The sequence below is a fragment of the Myxosarcina sp. GI1(2024) genome (assembly GCF_053543375.1).
This window is the reverse complement of the sequence record NZ_JBKGTY010000008.1, coordinates 23680-39310: the sequence shown is the minus strand read 5'-3', so window position 1 is coordinate 39310 and position 15631 is coordinate 23680. Positions and strand designations below refer to the sequence as shown.

General features: G+C 43.7%; 10 protein-coding genes and 2 pseudogenes. 10 read left to right on the top strand and 2 right to left on the bottom strand.

What is annotated here, in order from left to right:
* Positions 1–140: 140 nt before the first annotated feature.
* A pseudogene (locus tag ACLFKQ_RS23050) lies at positions 141–527 on the bottom strand (DUF4277 domain-containing protein); the annotation flags it as partial.
* 694 nt (positions 528–1221) lie between these two features.
* Here ACLFKQ_RS23050 and aroF point away from each other — a divergent pair.
* From aroF to ACLFKQ_RS23005, 9 genes are all read left to right on the top strand, one after another.
* The gene (gene aroF, locus ACLFKQ_RS23045; RefSeq protein WP_449002054.1) at positions 1222–2322 is read left to right on the top strand and encodes a 3-deoxy-7-phosphoheptulonate synthase; all 1101 of its coding nucleotides are present in this window, start codon (positions 1222–1224) and stop codon (positions 2320–2322) included.
* 109 nt (positions 2323–2431) lie between these two features.
* Positions 2432–4153, top strand: coding sequence for an HAL/PAL/TAL family ammonia-lyase (locus ACLFKQ_RS23040; protein ID WP_449002053.1), 1722 nt, complete (start codon positions 2432–2434; stop codon positions 4151–4153).
* 53 nt (positions 4154–4206) lie between these two features.
* The gene (locus ACLFKQ_RS23035) at positions 4207–5718 is read left to right on the top strand and encodes a class I adenylate-forming enzyme family protein (RefSeq protein WP_449002052.1); all 1512 of its coding nucleotides are present in this window, start codon (positions 4207–4209) and stop codon (positions 5716–5718) included.
* A gap of 46 nt (positions 5719–5764) precedes the next feature.
* Positions 5765–7579 carry a thiamine pyrophosphate-dependent enzyme gene (locus ACLFKQ_RS23030; RefSeq protein ID WP_449002051.1) on the top strand — a complete coding sequence of 605 codons (1815 nt, stop codon included), beginning with the start codon at positions 5765–5767 and terminating at the stop codon, positions 7577–7579.
* 19 nt (positions 7580–7598) lie between these two features.
* Complete coding sequence (locus ACLFKQ_RS23025; RefSeq protein WP_449002050.1) at positions 7599–8744, top strand: 3-oxoacyl-ACP synthase III family protein; 1146 nt, start codon at positions 7599–7601, stop codon at positions 8742–8744.
* A gap of 98 nt (positions 8745–8842) precedes the next feature.
* The gene (locus tag ACLFKQ_RS23020; protein ID WP_449002049.1) at positions 8843–10225 is read left to right on the top strand and encodes a cytochrome P450; all 1383 of its coding nucleotides are present in this window, start codon (positions 8843–8845) and stop codon (positions 10223–10225) included.
* 63 nt (positions 10226–10288) lie between these two features.
* Positions 10289–11674, top strand: coding sequence for an MATE family efflux transporter (locus ACLFKQ_RS23015; RefSeq protein ID WP_449002048.1), 1386 nt, complete (start codon positions 10289–10291; stop codon positions 11672–11674).
* A gap of 58 nt (positions 11675–11732) precedes the next feature.
* Positions 11733–12818, top strand: a complete 1086-nt coding sequence (locus tag ACLFKQ_RS23010; RefSeq protein ID WP_449002047.1) for a prephenate dehydrogenase/arogenate dehydrogenase family protein — start codon at positions 11733–11735, stop codon at positions 12816–12818.
* Positions 12819–12999: 181 nt separating this feature from the next.
* Entirely contained in the window at positions 13000–13713 is a 714-nt protein-coding gene (locus ACLFKQ_RS23005) for a Coq4 family protein (protein ID WP_449002046.1), read from the top strand.
* Positions 13714–13729: 16 nt separating this feature from the next.
* Here ACLFKQ_RS23005 and ACLFKQ_RS23000 read toward each other — a convergent pair whose 3' ends face one another.
* On the bottom strand, positions 13730–14908 hold the full coding sequence (locus ACLFKQ_RS23000) for an IS4 family transposase (RefSeq protein WP_449002045.1): 1179 nt from the start codon (positions 14906–14908) through the stop codon (positions 13730–13732).
* A 173-nt stretch (positions 14909–15081) separates the two neighbouring features.
* Here ACLFKQ_RS23000 and ACLFKQ_RS22995 point away from each other — a divergent pair.
* Positions 15082–15321, top strand: a pseudogene (locus tag ACLFKQ_RS22995) (ISNCY family transposase); the annotation flags it as partial.
* Positions 15322–15631 lie beyond the last annotated feature (310 nt).

The window sequence follows — 15631 nt, the reverse complement described above, 5'->3', positions numbered from 1 at the left end:
ACTGACGAATGTTATTTGGGATTTGCCGAATTTGCTTCGGCTTTAATTTGGTTGCCTTAATTGTGTCAACAGAACCTAAGGACATATTTAGGCTCTTGAACTCCAATGTTCTCGCTCCTGCTTATTATCCCCTTTATCCTAATCGATAGGGGATCTTCTTTGCCAGAAATCACCTTAAATCTTTGATTGGCTAACATGGCAATGTTGGTGAACAATGGTGTCAGTCCTTGATTCGATAAACTATCTCAGGCTCTTCCGATTCGGTCATCGTTGAGGTGTTCTGGTTTGATTCCCTCTCCCAAAAGATGTTCTGTTGCTTTGCCGATAAAGAATTCTCCGAACAGATACAGAGGTGCGCTAACAAAGCCTAATCCATTAAGAATCATGGCTTTTACTACTTGACCTGTGCTAATTATTTGTTGAGGTTGTTTAGCTATCTGCCGATCTATTTCTTCGACCAGCCCAATTTGAGCCACAATTCCTGCTAGTATACCTAAGTGGTCTAAGTTTTTAACTTGGATATTCAATATGGGTCATTTAAACTCTTCATATTAATACCCTACATTTATTCTTCAACCTGCGAAATGCCCGTTTAAACCACAGAATTACAACACTACCTTTTGGGATTACTGTCTTAAAAATCGGTCAATCACAGACATATTCTCACTGTTTAAATTTTTTGCAACAGAACCGTATATTGAGCAACGCCGTCGGATCGCCATGTACAGAAACTACATGCCCCACACCCATCAAATCTCGAAATGACAAATTCTAGCCGACAGTTCGCCGCTTGTAGTTTTCGGCAAGGCTAGCAGCACAATTGCGCTATTAGCTCGTCTCAATCTGGCAAGTAGCTTGGCATTTAAGTCTAATACCTAGCCTGGTTGATTCTCCTATTATGTTAATCAAACAAAAGCAAACGTTACTACAACACAAAATGAAATCAAACTATGAACAACTTAATGGCTACCGGATTTGTTGGACTTCTCGGTTTTACGCCTTCTTTCTTAGAAGATAGCTTAACCTATCCAGGTCCGGCTGACTTCGGGCCGGAAGTCCATGGAAACTGTCAGTAGTGAGAGCCAAAATTTGAGTATAAGAGGGGCGGTTTGATATCCTAATTAACGAAGACAGGCCAGTCACAGCAAGCATTAATGAACTGTCCCCACTGCCATTCTGCCAACACGCATACAGACAGAAAGTATAGGAGAGTTTCAATCAATGATTGTAGTTATGAAATCTGGTACTTCAGAGGAAGAAATCGAGCACATCAGTCAAGAATTATCTCGCTCGAACATAATGACAGAAAAAATCGCGGGCAAGCATAAAGTAGTGATTGGGTTGGTGGGCGATACAGCAGAGCTTAATCCCTTGCAAATCCTACAATTAAGCCCTTTTATCGAGCAGGTTCTGCGGGTGCATCAGCCCTTTAAACGGGCCAGTCGAGAATTCCGTAATGGAGAGCCTAGTGAGGTGGTCGTACCAACTCCCAATGGAGCTGTAACCTTTGGTCAAAATCATCCTCTAGTCTCAATTGCCGGTCCCTGTTCGGTGGAAAATGAATCCATGATTTTAGAGACAGCACATCGAGTTAAAGCGGCGGGGGCACAGTTTCTCAGGGGAGGTGCCTATAAACCCCGCACCTCGCCCTATTCTTTTCAAGGTCACGGTGAAAGTGCCTTGGGTTGGTTAGCAGCAGCTCGCGAAGTAACAGGTTTGGGCATTATCACGGAAGTCATGGATGCAGCTGACTTAGACAAGATAACTCCCGTGGCAGATGTGCTCCAAGTGGGTGCTCGCAATATGCAGAACTTTTCCTTACTAAAGAAAGTAGGGGCAACAAATAAGCCAGTTTTGCTGAAGCGAGGCATGTCAGCCACTATTGAGGAATGGCTGATGGCAGCAGAGTATATTTTAGCCGCAGGCAACTCCAATGTAATTCTCTGCGAGCGAGGTATCCGCTCCTTCGATCGCAAGTATACGCGCAATACTCTCGATCTTTCAGTAGTGCCAGTTCTGCGCTCGCTTACCCATTTACCAATTACGGTCGATCCCAGCCACGGAACGGGAAACTCGGAATACGTGCCCGTCATGGCTGCGGCAGCACTTGTGGCTGGAGCAGACGCTCTAATGGTCGAGGTTCATCCCAATCCAGCAAAAGCTCTCTCAGATGGACCTCAATCTCTAACCATCGAGCGATATGAAGAGTTAATGCAGGAAATGGCTGGCATTGGTCACGCCGTTGGTCGATGGCCGCAAAAATATCCTCGACAAAGGTTACAGTACAAAACTTATAAGTCGGATTTAGTAGGGATAGCTTAAGCCTTTCCCTCTCTACCGAACGAGGGAGTCATTAAAAACGAGCCAATAGAATGCTTTTCTATTGGCAACTTGCCAGTCAACATGCAGTTATATTCGCCGCAAAGAAAAAATGAAAATATCTACGATAGCATCTCTACCACAGACCCAGAAGAATCTGACCTATCCCGCTCAATTACCAGAAACAAGCAATTCAAATGCACCGGTAACTGTAGGCAACCGTTTTCTTCGCATAGAAGAAGTCGTAAGAATAGCACGTCATGGTGCTCAGCTGCTTTTAAGCAATGATGAAGATGTTTTTCAACGGGTTCGGGCATCATGCGACTATATTACCGATGCCGTTAAATCGGGTCAGCCAATTTACGGCGTGACCAGTGGCTTTGGTGGCATGGCCAATATTGCGATCTCTCCTGAATACGCAGCCCTGCTACAGAACAACCTCATTTGGTATCACAAGACTGGAGCGGGACAAAAATTACCTCTAACCGATGTCCGTGCCGCGATGCTCCTGCGGGTAAACTCGCACTTGCAGGGAGCATCTGGTATTAGGCTGGAACTGATCGAGCGCATGCAAACCTTTCTCAATGCTGGCGTTACCCCCCATGTATATGAGTTTGGTTCTATTGGTGCCAGCGGCGATCTCGTACCCTTGTCTTATATTACTGGAGCCTTGATTGGTTTTGATAGCTGCTATACCGTGGACTTTCAAGGCGAAGAGCTCAACGCGCTCAATGCACTCACTCGGCTCGGTTTGCCGCCGCTACAGCTTCAGCCCAAAGAAGGGTTGGCGATGATGAATGGCACCTCGGTGATGACGGGAATTGCTGCTAACTGTGTCTGGGATGCTCGCCTGCTCCTCGCCCTGACCATAGGAGCTCATGCTCTGATAATTCAAGGTTTAAACGGAACCAATCAATCATTCCATGAGTTTATTCATCGTTGCAAACCACATCCAGGACAAGTATGGGCTGCTGCTCGCATGCTCGACCTGTTGGCTGATTCGGAACTGATTCGCAATGAATTGGACGGGTCTCACGACTATCGCGGCAACCAACCGATTCAAGACCGTTATTCTCTGAGGTGTTTGCCCCAGTATCTCGGACCGATAGTCGATGGTATGGAGCAGATAACCGAACAAATCGAAACCGAAATCAACTCGGTTACTGACAATCCTTTGATCGATGTTGACAATCAAGCCAGCTATCATGGCGGCAATTTCCTCGGTCAGTACGTGGGGACAGCTATGGATAACCTACGCTATTGTCTGGGTCTGCTAACGAAGCATTTGGACGTGCAAATTGCCATGCTGGTGACACCTGAATTTAATAATGGACTGCCAGCCTCTTTGGTAGGCAACCCCGATCGCCAGGTAAATATGGGTCTCAAGGGTTTGCAGATAACTGCTAATTCCCTGATGCCACTGTTAAGTTTCTATGGCAATTCTCTGGCAGATCGCTTTCCCACTCATGCCGAACAATTCAATCAAAATATCAATAGCCAAGGATTTGGTTCGGCTAATTTAGCCCGTCGTTCTTTAGAAATTGGTCGGCAATATTTGGCGATCGCCTTGATGTTTGGGGTGCAAGCCGTCGACCTACGAAGTCGTTTAATTAAAGGGCATTACGATGCTTCTCAGTCCTTGTCTCCAGCTACCAAGCAATTGTACTTAACCATCCGTAACGTTATTGGCAAGCCGCCGACAGCAGACAAGCCTTATGTGTGGAATGATGACGAGCAATTTTTAGACGAACACATAGCTAAGATTGCTGCAGATATCACTGCCGGAGGAGAAATCGTGGGGGCGATCGGCGAACTCTTGCCCGATTTGTTCTAAAAGCAACAACCCAAGATAGAGCTTGGCAAACCAGATCGTGAGTATTTTTAGTTATGAATATCACAGAGCATATAGAACGTGGGGCTCGATCTTTCCCTGATAAAGCAGCATTGATTTTTGAAGATCGAGCCTATACCTACCAGCAACTGAACCAGATAGTTAACCGTCTGACTAATGGCTTGCAGCAACGGGGCATCGACAAAGGCGATCGCGTAGCCCTATTTCTGCCCAATATTCCCGAATTTGTTATTTCCTATGCAGCTATTTTAAAGCTAGGAGCAATTGCAGTTTCTCTCAACGTCATGCTCAAAAGTGCCGAGGTGACCTATATCCTCAACGACTGTACTGCTAAAGTCATGATTACGACGGAAACGCTTGGCAAAAACGTCGCTGTAGCAGACTTACCAGAGCTAGAAGATATTTTCTTCGCCGACTTTAAGCCCAGTAAGGGAGTTAGCCTGTATCAATTAATAATTAATGCAGCTCCTGAAGCCCAAGCCGTAAAAATGGAATCTAACGCTCCGGCGGCGATCGTCTACACTTCCGGAACCACTGGCTTTCCTAAAGGAGCTACTCTTTCCCACGGCAACATTATCTCCAATTTGTACGCGCAAAACCGCTGTTGTGAGATGTCCGCAGACGATCGGCTACTGCTTTACCTGCCTTTATTCCATTGTTTCGGACAAAATGCCATTCTCAACTCTGGATTTAATGTCGGTGCCACAATCGTGCTGCAACGTAGATTTAACCTCAAACAACTCCGAGAGGCGATCGCCAAGGAACGGGTGACGATGTTCTTCGGGGTGCCGACAGTGTACATCAAGCTACTAAATGTCAACTCGTCTGAATTGGACTGGAGTTCGGTACGCTTTTGCTTTACTGCCGCCGCACCCATGCCAGTAGAAATTGCCCGCCGATGGCAGCAAGAAAGGGGACTGAGAATCCACGAAGGATACGGTTTGACAGAAACTTCTCCCTGCGCTTGTTACAACCATCCTACAAAGTACAAGTTGGGTTCTGTTGGTACTCCCATCGAGAACGTGCACATGAAGATTGTCGATCGCCATGGCAAAGAAGTACCGCCAAGAGAGTTAGGAGAAATTGTGGTGCAGGGACCTAACGTGATGTTGGGTTACTGGAATCGCCCTCTAGATACCGATAGAGCGATCCGCAATGGTTGGTTCTACACTGGCGACATTGGTTACCAGGATGAGGATGGCTACTTCTACATTGTCGATCGGATTGCAGATACGATCAACGTTTCGGGATTCAAAGTGTATCCCATAGAGGTGGAAAATGCTATCTATCAACACCCAGCTGTATCTGAGGTAGCGGTTTACGGAGTTCCCGATCCAGTCAAAGGAGAAATAGTCAAAGCCGATATCGTTCTCAAAAAAGGTTATACCCTCAGCGAAGCGGAGATCGCTCAATTCTGTGAAGAAATAATAGCGACTTACAAACGACCGCAAGTTGTTGAGTTTGTCGACGACATTCCCAAAAATGGCACTGGAAAAATACTCAAGCGAGTGTTGCGGCACAAACAATTACCTCTCTTAGCCTCCTAGAGAAGAATTTTTTCACAACTTTGTCAACTGCCAAATTATAGTAACTATGAGTTCTAAATCCCAGTCAAACTCTTCGATTTTAATAGATACTTCATCTAGCTCTTCTATTTTTTCTCCCTCTCAGTCTTCTGTCGGTAACTCTGCACGTTCAACTATTTCTACTCTAGAGACAATTACAGTAGCAGAGGCTATAGTCCAACTACTGACGAGGTTAGGAGTCAACTTTGCCTTTGGAGTTTCCGGTGGGGGCATTAGTCCTTTGTGGGCAATTTTGGAGCAAAGTCCCATCCAAGTAGTACACTTTCGTCACGAAACTGGAGCGGCTTTTGCTGCGATCGAATCCTACTTTGTTAGCGATAAACCTGAAGGCATGGCTACGCAACGCCCAGTGGTAGTTTTTACCACTACTGGTCCTGGCATTACCAACGCCTTAACGGGATTGATGACTGCTAGAGGAGAAGGGGCAAAGGTAATTTTACTCTCAGCTTCTACTTCTTTAGCCAATCGCGGACGCTGGGCTTGTCAGGAAACCAGTACTTACACCATGCCCCAAGAAGGGATTTTTACCTCTGGTTCCCTATTCCATTACGCTACCGTCCTTGAAAGCGGGGAACAACTGCCAGAAATCGCTCGAAGGTTGGCACTGGGTTTGACCAAACCAGGTGGTTTTGTCGCCCACATCAGCATTCCTACCGCCGTTCAAACTAGCCTTGCCTCGTTATCTCTGCCGCCCTTGAATTTCTCTCGCACCCAGGCAACGGCTGGGCAAGAAGCGATCGCTCAGTGCGCTCGATGGTTGGCTCGAGATTCATTTGCAATTTGGGTAGGCTTTGGTGCCCGCCATGCTGCTGCACCCATCCGTCAACTAGCAGAAAGGACGGGAGCGGCAGTGATGTGTTCCCCTCGCGCCAAGGGAATCTTTCCCGAAGCTCATCCTCAGTTTATTGGGGTCACTGGGTTTGCCGGTCATAGTTCGGTATTGGAGTATATGGAACGGCACCGCCCCGAACGGATACTAGTTCTAGGAACGCGCTTGGGCGAACCTACTTCCTTCTGGAATCCGTCCATGATTCCGCCACGAGGTTTTGTCCATGTTGACATCGACCCAGAAGTACCGGGGGTTGCCTATCCCAGTATAGAAACCTATTCGATTCAGTCTAAAATAGGTACTTTCGTTAGAGCATTGCTCCCACATTTCCCAGAAGAGCTGGAGATCTCAAGTAAACCCCTATTACCTCGACCGCAGTTGCCAGTGGTTCGCTCCTACACTAATGGCTCGGTCAGACCAGCAGTGCTGATGGCTGCAATTCAGCAGCAAATTGTTAGAGACAGCGACGCGCTGGTTATGGCTGATGCTGGTAACTCCTTTGCTTGGGCAACACACTTACTGCAATTCGAGAAACCGAATCGCTATCGGATTAGCACTGGGGTAGGAGCAATGGCTCACGCCGCTACGGGAGTTGTAGGTGCGGTTTTAGCTAGCAACCGCAAGGCTGTGGCGATCGTGGGTGATGGCTCGATGCTGATGAACTGCGAGGTAAGCACGGCGGTTAAATTACAAGTTCCAGCAGTATGGATCGTACTTAACGACGGTCGCTACAATATGTGCGCTCAGGGAGCGGCAATGCAAGGTTTCTCTATGGTAGATACAGAAATTCCCCAGGCTGATTTCGTTCAGATTGCTAGAGGCATGGGAGCTGATGGCATTTGCGTCCGTCGAGAGTCAGAGCTAGAGACGGCACTAGAGAAAGCTATGGCTTCCTCATTACCTTTCGTAGTGGATGTGAGAATCGACCCCAGCCAAAGAGCACCCATTGGCGGTCGGATTAATAGCTTAAAAGCTCAAGGAGCCGAACTATAAATTTTTCAGGAGATTTGTGATGAATTTAAAACCAGTAGGTATTCGCGCGATCGCGGTTAGTTTTCCTAGTATCATTCGCACTAACGATTATTATCGCCAACATCACCCAGAGCTAGTTGCCAAGGCAGAAGAAAAAACCCTAGCACAAACTTTTTCTCTAGCTAAATCTGATTCTGAGAGTAAAGCCTCGGATATTTGGACTGAAGAAATGATGCCCTATATGTCCGATCCCTTTCGCGGTACTATCGAGCGTCGGGTTTTCGGACCCGATGAATCGGCGCTCTCTATTTCCTATAAAGCTGCCAAGGATGCTCTTGAGGCAGCGAAGCTTTCCCCAGAAGACATTGATTTGATGCTCGTTACTACCATTTTTCCCGATCGAGTTGGGCCTGGTAATGCAGCATTCTTAGCCGAGCAACTTGGTTTACAAAGTGCTGCCTGGAATATAGAATCGACCTGCTCTAGTGCTATGGCTGCGCTCCATACTGCTTGTAGTATGATTCAAACGGGAGAGTATCATAATGTGTTGGTGGTTATTTGTACTAACTACTCCCCTTTTACCGATAAAAACGATACTCTTTCTTTTTTATCGGGTGACGGAGCAGGAGCCTTTGTAGTTAGTTCGCTCAAACCCAACCAGGGAGTACTTGGTACCAAAATTATTAATACTGCCTCAACCTGCAGAACATTCTACAATGAACTGACCACAGACACTCAGGGGAAACCGCAAATATTTATCAGGACACATAAGGGTACTGGGAAAATACTTAGTGAAACTGCTGTCCCATTACTTCAGCAATGCTGTGCGGGGGCTTTAAAAGCTGCTGGAGTTACTCTGGAGCAGATTGACTTCTTTGCTTTTAATACTCCCACCGCCTGGTATACCAATGTCTGCACGCGGGCACTAGGGAGCGATCCCAGGCGTACTCTTAACCTGCACGCTCGTTACGCCAATATCGGACCTATGCTCCCCCTTGCCAATCTGTACCATGGCGCAGAATTAGGTTTGATACGAGAAAACGATTTAGTTTTAGTCTATACCATTGGTTCCGTATCTAACGCAGCTGCTAGTGTGATGCGCTGGGGCAAGACAGCTCTCGGCCCTACTCCTACACCACCACTAAGTTTAACCGAGCAAGAGGAAAAAAGACCTGCAACAGTTTAGAAACTGCCTACTTTTGAAAGTTAAAACCGAAAACAACCTATATTCCGCATATATTGTAAGTTTGATCGTATTTTGTACAACTTTTTAGAAAAATACCCATGAAACAAATAAATGGTTTTCAAACCCCCCACTGGTGGCAATGTCTTCAATTTCAGCTCAATGGTATTGGCTATATGAAAGCTGGAATAAAACGCTACGGTGATATTTTCACCACACGGGTTTATAGTCCAAAACCTGCCGTGTTTGTCAGTCATCCAGAAGCAATCAAAGAGCTTTTGACCACTCACGCAAAACACCTTAAGTCTAGTAACGAGATGACCAATTTTAGACGCCCGATTATGGGAGATAACTCCTTGTTTCTGCTTGAGGGAGAGAAACACGACCGCTATCGCAAGCTTTTGATGCCAATTTTTCATGGTGCTCGGCTTAAAGTTTATGGACAGCTTATCTGTGAGATAACGAAGAAAGTCATAGACGATCTGCCAACCGACAAAGCCTTTTCGCCTCTTTCTGCTACCCATGAGATCGCCCTAAACCTGATTATGGATATTGTTTTCGGGTGGTCTAATAAAAAACGGGGCGAGCAATTTGGGCAACTATTACAGAAGCTACGGACAGATTTTCGCTTTATTCCCATCGTGTATGCCAGCTTTTTGCCAGCTCTGCGGTGGAATTTAGGGCCATGGAGTCCGTGGGGATTTCTGTTTAAAATTCGGGAGCAAATGTATGAATTGCTTGATGCGGAAATTAAAGAACGCCGTGAAATGAACGATCCTGAGAAAGAAGATATTTTGACATTGCTGATGTTGGCTCGCGATGAAGCCGGTCAGCCCATGACCGATCTAGAATTACGGGATCAGTTAATGACACTACTGTTTGCTGCTGATGGGGCGATGAGTGGCCCTATGGCTTGGTCTTGGTATTGGGTTCATAAACATCCAGCAATTCGCGAACGATTGCTCGAAGAACTAGATAGTCTCGGCGAGTCTCCCAATCCAATGAGTATTTACCAACTACCTTATCTCACAGCAGTTTGCAATGAAACCCTAAGACTTTACCCACCCGATCCAGTAACAGTAACTGGTGGGAAAGTAGTGACACATCCCTTTGAACTGATGGGCTATCAGTTCCATCCAGGCATGGTTATATGCTTCTGTATTAATATGCTACATTACCGCGAAGATGTATATTCAGAACCCGACAAATTCAAACCCGAGCGCTTTTTAGAACAAAAGTTCTCTCCTTACGAGTTTATGCCCTTTGGTGTGGGTCCTCGTCGCTGTATTGGTCATGCTTTAGCCCAGTTTGAATTAAAGTTAGTCTTAGCTACCATTTTGTCACGCTATCAACTTCAGCTTGCCGATAATAAGCTACCAGGCTCTTTCCCACCAGGAACAAACGTCGCACCTATTACCAAAATGGTCAAACAAGGTCTTCGTCAGGTTCATAAACCAAGTAAATTTGTAGCATCAATTGGTTAATAGCAATAGTCTTTGGTGTTTTCTTTTCTTTAAATTTCTTGTGTATACAGATCGACTACTGCTATGAAAACTATTCAACCACCATTTCTAAAAGGCAAACTTACCGAAGGTAGCATCAGTTTCCATCTAATCAAATTGAGCGTACCAATGCTGTTAGGAATGTTTACACTGATGACCTTTAATATTGTAGATACCTTTTTTATTACTCAACTGGGTACAGAACAACTAGCTGCAATAAGCTTCACTTTTCCAACAGTTATGATTATCAGCAGCATAGCTATCGGTTTAGGAAACGGAGCTGAGTTGGTCATCGCTCGTGTTATTGGAGAAGGCAATCTCTATAAAGTACAACGTACGATCGCCGATAGCCTCATGCTATCTTTAGTTATTGCGAGTATTTTAACGTTCATCAATTTAGCAACCATTGAGCCGTTTTTCGCAGCTTTAGGGGCTAAAGCTGAGATTATTAGTCTCATCCGAGAATACATACAAATCATCTATATCGGCTCGATTTTTGGCTTGGTTTCCATAACTGCAAATAATGCTGTTCGTGCATCTGGAAACGCAGTACTTCCCAGTTTATTAATGATATCCGCTACTGCGATTAATTTTGTTCTCGATCCATTGTTGATTTTTGGCTGGGGCGTTTTTCCTCGCCTGGAACTTAGGGGTGCAGCTTTCGCAACAGTTATTGCACAGGCAATAACTCTAATCTCGTGCTTAATTATCCTCGATCGAGAAAGAAAGATCGCATTTAACTTGCCTTCCTTAAGAGAACTTTTCCAAGATTGGAAAAACATCCTTCATATTGCTATACCTATTATCGCTACTAAGGCTATTAAACCTATTTCAGCAGGACTTATTACCAGGATTATAGCTGTTTATGGTTCGGCAGCCATAGCTGGATTTGGCATTATCTCGCGAGTAGAAATGATGGGATTAATAGTATTTTTAGCTTTAGCAGCAAGTATGGGTACAATAGTGGGGCAAAACTGGGGTGCTGGTAAGTTATTTCGTATTAATCGAACTTTTCAGCTTAGCTTGCGGTTTTGCTTAATTTGGGGCGTTTTGGTCGCTATAGTTTTAACTACTGTTTCTGCCAAGATGGCATCTATTTTTGACCAGAATGCAGAAGTTATTACTATCGTAGTTACTTATTTCGCGATCGTTCCCATTAGTTATGCAGCTTTAGGTATTATCGAGATTTCTAGCTCTACTTTTAATGCAATCGAAATGCCTCTGCCTCCAGTGGCGATAACTTTCATTCACACTATCATTCTCTACTTACCATTAGCCACAGTTGGTAGCAGATTTTTTGGAGTTAAGGGTATTTTTCTGGCTATCTGTTTATCTAATCTACTTATTGGCATAATCGGGTTTGCCTGGAATCGAAGAACTTTAAATTTTGTGACTAAAAAAAAGTTAAAAACTAGTCCTCCTGTCATTTGATTTTCAATAGTTTGGATTTTTTAATAGTTTGATTTCTACTATTACGAAAGGAATAATTATGATACAAGAAAACCTACAACAAATCGATCGAGAATTAATTGAACTGATAGGAAAAAGAATAGCTATTTTAGAAGAATCAGCGTCTTTTTACTCTTCAGAAACCCCCGAGCTAGTACCCATTCTAGACCAGGCTGGTATTCCCGAGTTTGTGTGGCAAAACCTAGTTCTTGGTTGTGCTGCAAGTTTGACAATGAAATCTTCATCTTCTGCCCTAAATAATACTCAGTCTAGACGGGTGACTATTATTGGCGGTGGGGGAATGATGGGGTCCTTCTTCACCAAAAGATTATCTTCCGCAGGACATAATATAAACGTTCTCGAATGCAATGATTGGGAAAGAGCAGAAGAGTTATTGGCTCCAGCAGATTTAGTCTTAGTATGCGTTCCCATTAAATGCATGGTTCGAGTAATTCGCCAGGCAGCTAAATACATCTCTCCTACTACTGCCTTGGCAGATATTGCCAGTATCAAAACTCCCATAGTCGAAGCAATGCTGGAATATCACAATGGTCCAGTAATGGGTTTGCATCCTATGTTTGGTTCCGGTATCAAATCCTTCTTATCTCACAAAGTTGTAGTTTGTCAGGGACGTGGAGATAAGTCTTTTCAATGGTTGCTCGATTTAATTCAGAGTGATGGGGGCAAACTAATTTTTGCTACTCCAGAAGAACACGATCGCATGATGGTGGACATTCAAGCAATTCGCAACTTTACCACTCTCAGTATGGGAGCTTTTTTCTCAGAGGAAGGCATTGATATCCGCCGTAGTTTGGATTTTGCCAGTCCCCTCTATCGCCATACCATTGCTACGGTCAGTCGCCTCTTTGCTCAGTCTGCTCCTCTGGTAGTAGATATCATTTTGGCTACACTAGAGCGTCGTCAAGCGATCGCTCGACTGGCAAATACTTATAGTCGCCTAGCTCAATTAGTAAAGGAGGGCGATCGCAACGCTCTGATCCGAGAGTTTGAGACAGCTCAACTCTTTTTTGCCCAAGAAATTCCCTGTGGGCTCAAAGAGTGCACTCATATGATTGAAGCTTTAAGTACTCTCCTTGCTGCTCAAGAGCTGGAACAGAGACATTAAGTTTCTCCTACAACCGATCTACCAAGAAAATTCACTAGTAAATCTTCTCGGAAAAGCACAATACTATCTAGCTGATGAAATATTCTATTGCGCGATTACTTTAACTCAACACACACAAGAGTATATGCTTACAAAAAATTTAGCAATATAACTAAACATCAAATTTTAAAGGAGTTTGACCATGAATTCTACCCATATAATATCGGCTGAGTTGCTTCAATCTAACTCTCCCCTCGACAATCTAGATTTTGTGCAGGCGTTTTTATGTATAGCAGCTAATCCCACCGATCCAGAGTTGACCTGGTATTTCAAACTAGAAGAAGTGATGATGCATTTAGAAAAAGAGCATGTTTTCGACTATGTTCGGCAGTTACGTCTCGATCCTGAAACAGCAGATAAGATTGAGCAACGGTATTTTGGACCTGAATATAAATTAGAAGACCTCGGTAAAAACTGTGCTCCTGGTACATTAGGCTATGTTTACTATCATCATATGATTGAGAATGGAATTGTCCCCTACGATTACAAAGCTTATGAGTCAATTGATGATTTGAACTACATCAAACTCCGTAAAATGCAAACTCACGACATTTGGCATGTTGTAGCTGGTTACAAAACTGATGTATTCGGAGAATTAGCACTTCAAGGCTTTTATCAGGGTCAAGGTCCGACTATCTTCCAAACTTTATTAATGAATGCTTTGGTAATGCACTTTGCAACTGTCAAAACTAGGTATTTGAATTTAGCTCTTGATGCTTTGTTTGAAGGTTGGCAGCGCGGTCATAAAGCTCGTCCCCTCTGGGCAGTTCCCTGGGAAGAAATGTGGCATCGACCGCTAGCAGAAATCCAACAAGAGCTTAACCTAACATCACCTCAGGTATTGGCTTCAACCTGACGGGGAGACAACCAAGCTAGATCATACTCTGTATGCGTTTCATAGCTTTAAGACCTCGAAGATAAAATGGCAGTTTATTGATAGCAGCTCTCATTAACTTTTCGACCCACTCCCAACATATATCCATAGATAAGATCCAAGTAGTGCCATATAGTCCCGTCCAGAAATAACTGTGTCTGGGTCGATTTTTACCTTCAAGCTTTAGTCTATTGATATACTTGGTTATACCAGTATTTCTAATTTTTAATCCTGCTATACAACTAGCAGTATAAGCGAATGCTATTAACAAAATTAGATTAGTTAAACGTTGAGTATTAGCTTGGCTTTCTTCTAGATTATAACCGCCACTCTTACAATCCCGAAACATTGCTTCAATTCCACCACGAGAGGCAAATATTTTAATAACTTCCTGTTTATTTTCGAGGTTGGTGAGCAGATACCAAGGAGCAGGTAATTGTTTATTATCGTACTTTCTGTTCCAGTAAACTACGACGTTAAATCTGTCTATTTTATTTTCTTGTGTTACTAAAACTTTAGAGTACAAAACTCGTGTTCCTGGATTAATACACAAAGAATCTAGAGATTGATATTGTTGGTATCTGAGCTTAATTTTAGTATTTTTGTTCAATCTAAAAACGAAGTGTATTTTTTTCTTGGTTAACCACAGGGCAAATGCCGTACTCCTATATTCTCGATCGCCAATAACTACTAAATGATATTCTTTCATTAAACGTAATACGGGTCTAATAACAGCTACCTGCTCATAAAAATTACTACTACCTTTCTTAGATAACAGCAGCCAGTATCTTGGTAATGCCCGCTTTTTCCAAATTACACTTACCATTAAAATATTATTGGCTTTCCACTGTGTTCTATCGATAGTTATTATTAAGCGATCGCCTGTTTTGAATTGACTATTAATTATTTTTTTAATTAAGGGAAACCAAAGTAATGGTAAGCTTAATCGCGGTAAAACTAGAAACCTTTGTATTTTCTTTCTTCTAGTTTCACACTTAATTGGATATGGAAAGCTCGAAGCCAATCTTTCGATTCTAACTTGACGGTGAACTTGTAGTAACCACACTAGAATTTGTAAGGTTAATAATTCTGAATCAGGGAGATAAGTTTTGAGATAATCTAGATAGAATTGGGGCAACATTTTCTTGAATAATTGTCTGTTTAATTTATCAGACAATTATTTTTCCTGATTTTTAAATCGACCCTTCATCTTGCTCAAGATGATTTAAGTATTTGCCTGGTTCTCTGTAACTCTTTGTATTTATACGTACTTCCTAGACTCATATTTTGGGAAGGTGACTAAACGCGCTTTCTCTCTTGCTGTCTCTAGTTTTTAGCGGTTGTCTCCCCATCAGTGAACAGAATGCGATCGAGATTGTCACTGCTGCTCGTGCGCGCTCGAAGCTCGAAAATGAAGGGAATAATATTCTCAAAACTAAAGGCTATCATCTCGAACACAACTTGGGTCACGGTGAAAACCACCAGGCGGAACTTCTATTCTGCCTTAATTGGTTAGCTTATCTCTTCCACACCAGTTGGGATTTAGTCCACATCACTTATCGTGCCGTTCGCTCGATGTTAGTTACTCGCCAAACTTTCTTCAATGATGTTCGGGCACTAACCAGATATTTATGGTTTGAGAGTTGGCAGACTTTGTGGGAGTTTATGCTGAGGGAGGGAAAAGCAACTGACAGGGTTAATTCTAGCTAAATTTCGCGACTGTTGAACCAGAACCAATTCGCGCCCTTTATAGCTCTACAGAGTAATAGGTAGTCGTTCCAAGTATTACTCGGCTTTTTCATGGCTCAAAATGAACTTCCTCGGAAATGATGGCTGCTTCTAAGCTTACTTTGGCTCACAATTAATTAACTCTTCGCTTTGTGCGCAAAAATTTTTCGCG

Coding starts and splice junctions, on each gene's coding strand:
- aroF (WP_449002054.1), top strand. CDS start 1,222: ATGATTGTAGTTATGAAATCTGGTACTTCAGAGGAAGAAATCGAGCAC.
- ACLFKQ_RS23040 (WP_449002053.1), top strand. CDS start 2,432: ATGAAAATATCTACGATAGCATCTCTACCACAGACCCAGAAGAATCTG.
- ACLFKQ_RS23035 (WP_449002052.1), top strand. CDS start 4,207: ATGAATATCACAGAGCATATAGAACGTGGGGCTCGATCTTTCCCTGAT.
- ACLFKQ_RS23030 (WP_449002051.1), top strand. CDS start 5,765: ATGAGTTCTAAATCCCAGTCAAACTCTTCGATTTTAATAGATACTTCA.
- ACLFKQ_RS23025 (WP_449002050.1), top strand. CDS start 7,599: ATGAATTTAAAACCAGTAGGTATTCGCGCGATCGCGGTTAGTTTTCCT.
- ACLFKQ_RS23020 (WP_449002049.1), top strand. CDS start 8,843: ATGAAACAAATAAATGGTTTTCAAACCCCCCACTGGTGGCAATGTCTT.
- ACLFKQ_RS23015 (WP_449002048.1), top strand. CDS start 10,289: ATGAAAACTATTCAACCACCATTTCTAAAAGGCAAACTTACCGAAGGT.
- ACLFKQ_RS23010 (WP_449002047.1), top strand. CDS start 11,733: ATGATACAAGAAAACCTACAACAAATCGATCGAGAATTAATTGAACTG.
- ACLFKQ_RS23005 (WP_449002046.1), top strand. CDS start 13,000: ATGAATTCTACCCATATAATATCGGCTGAGTTGCTTCAATCTAACTCT.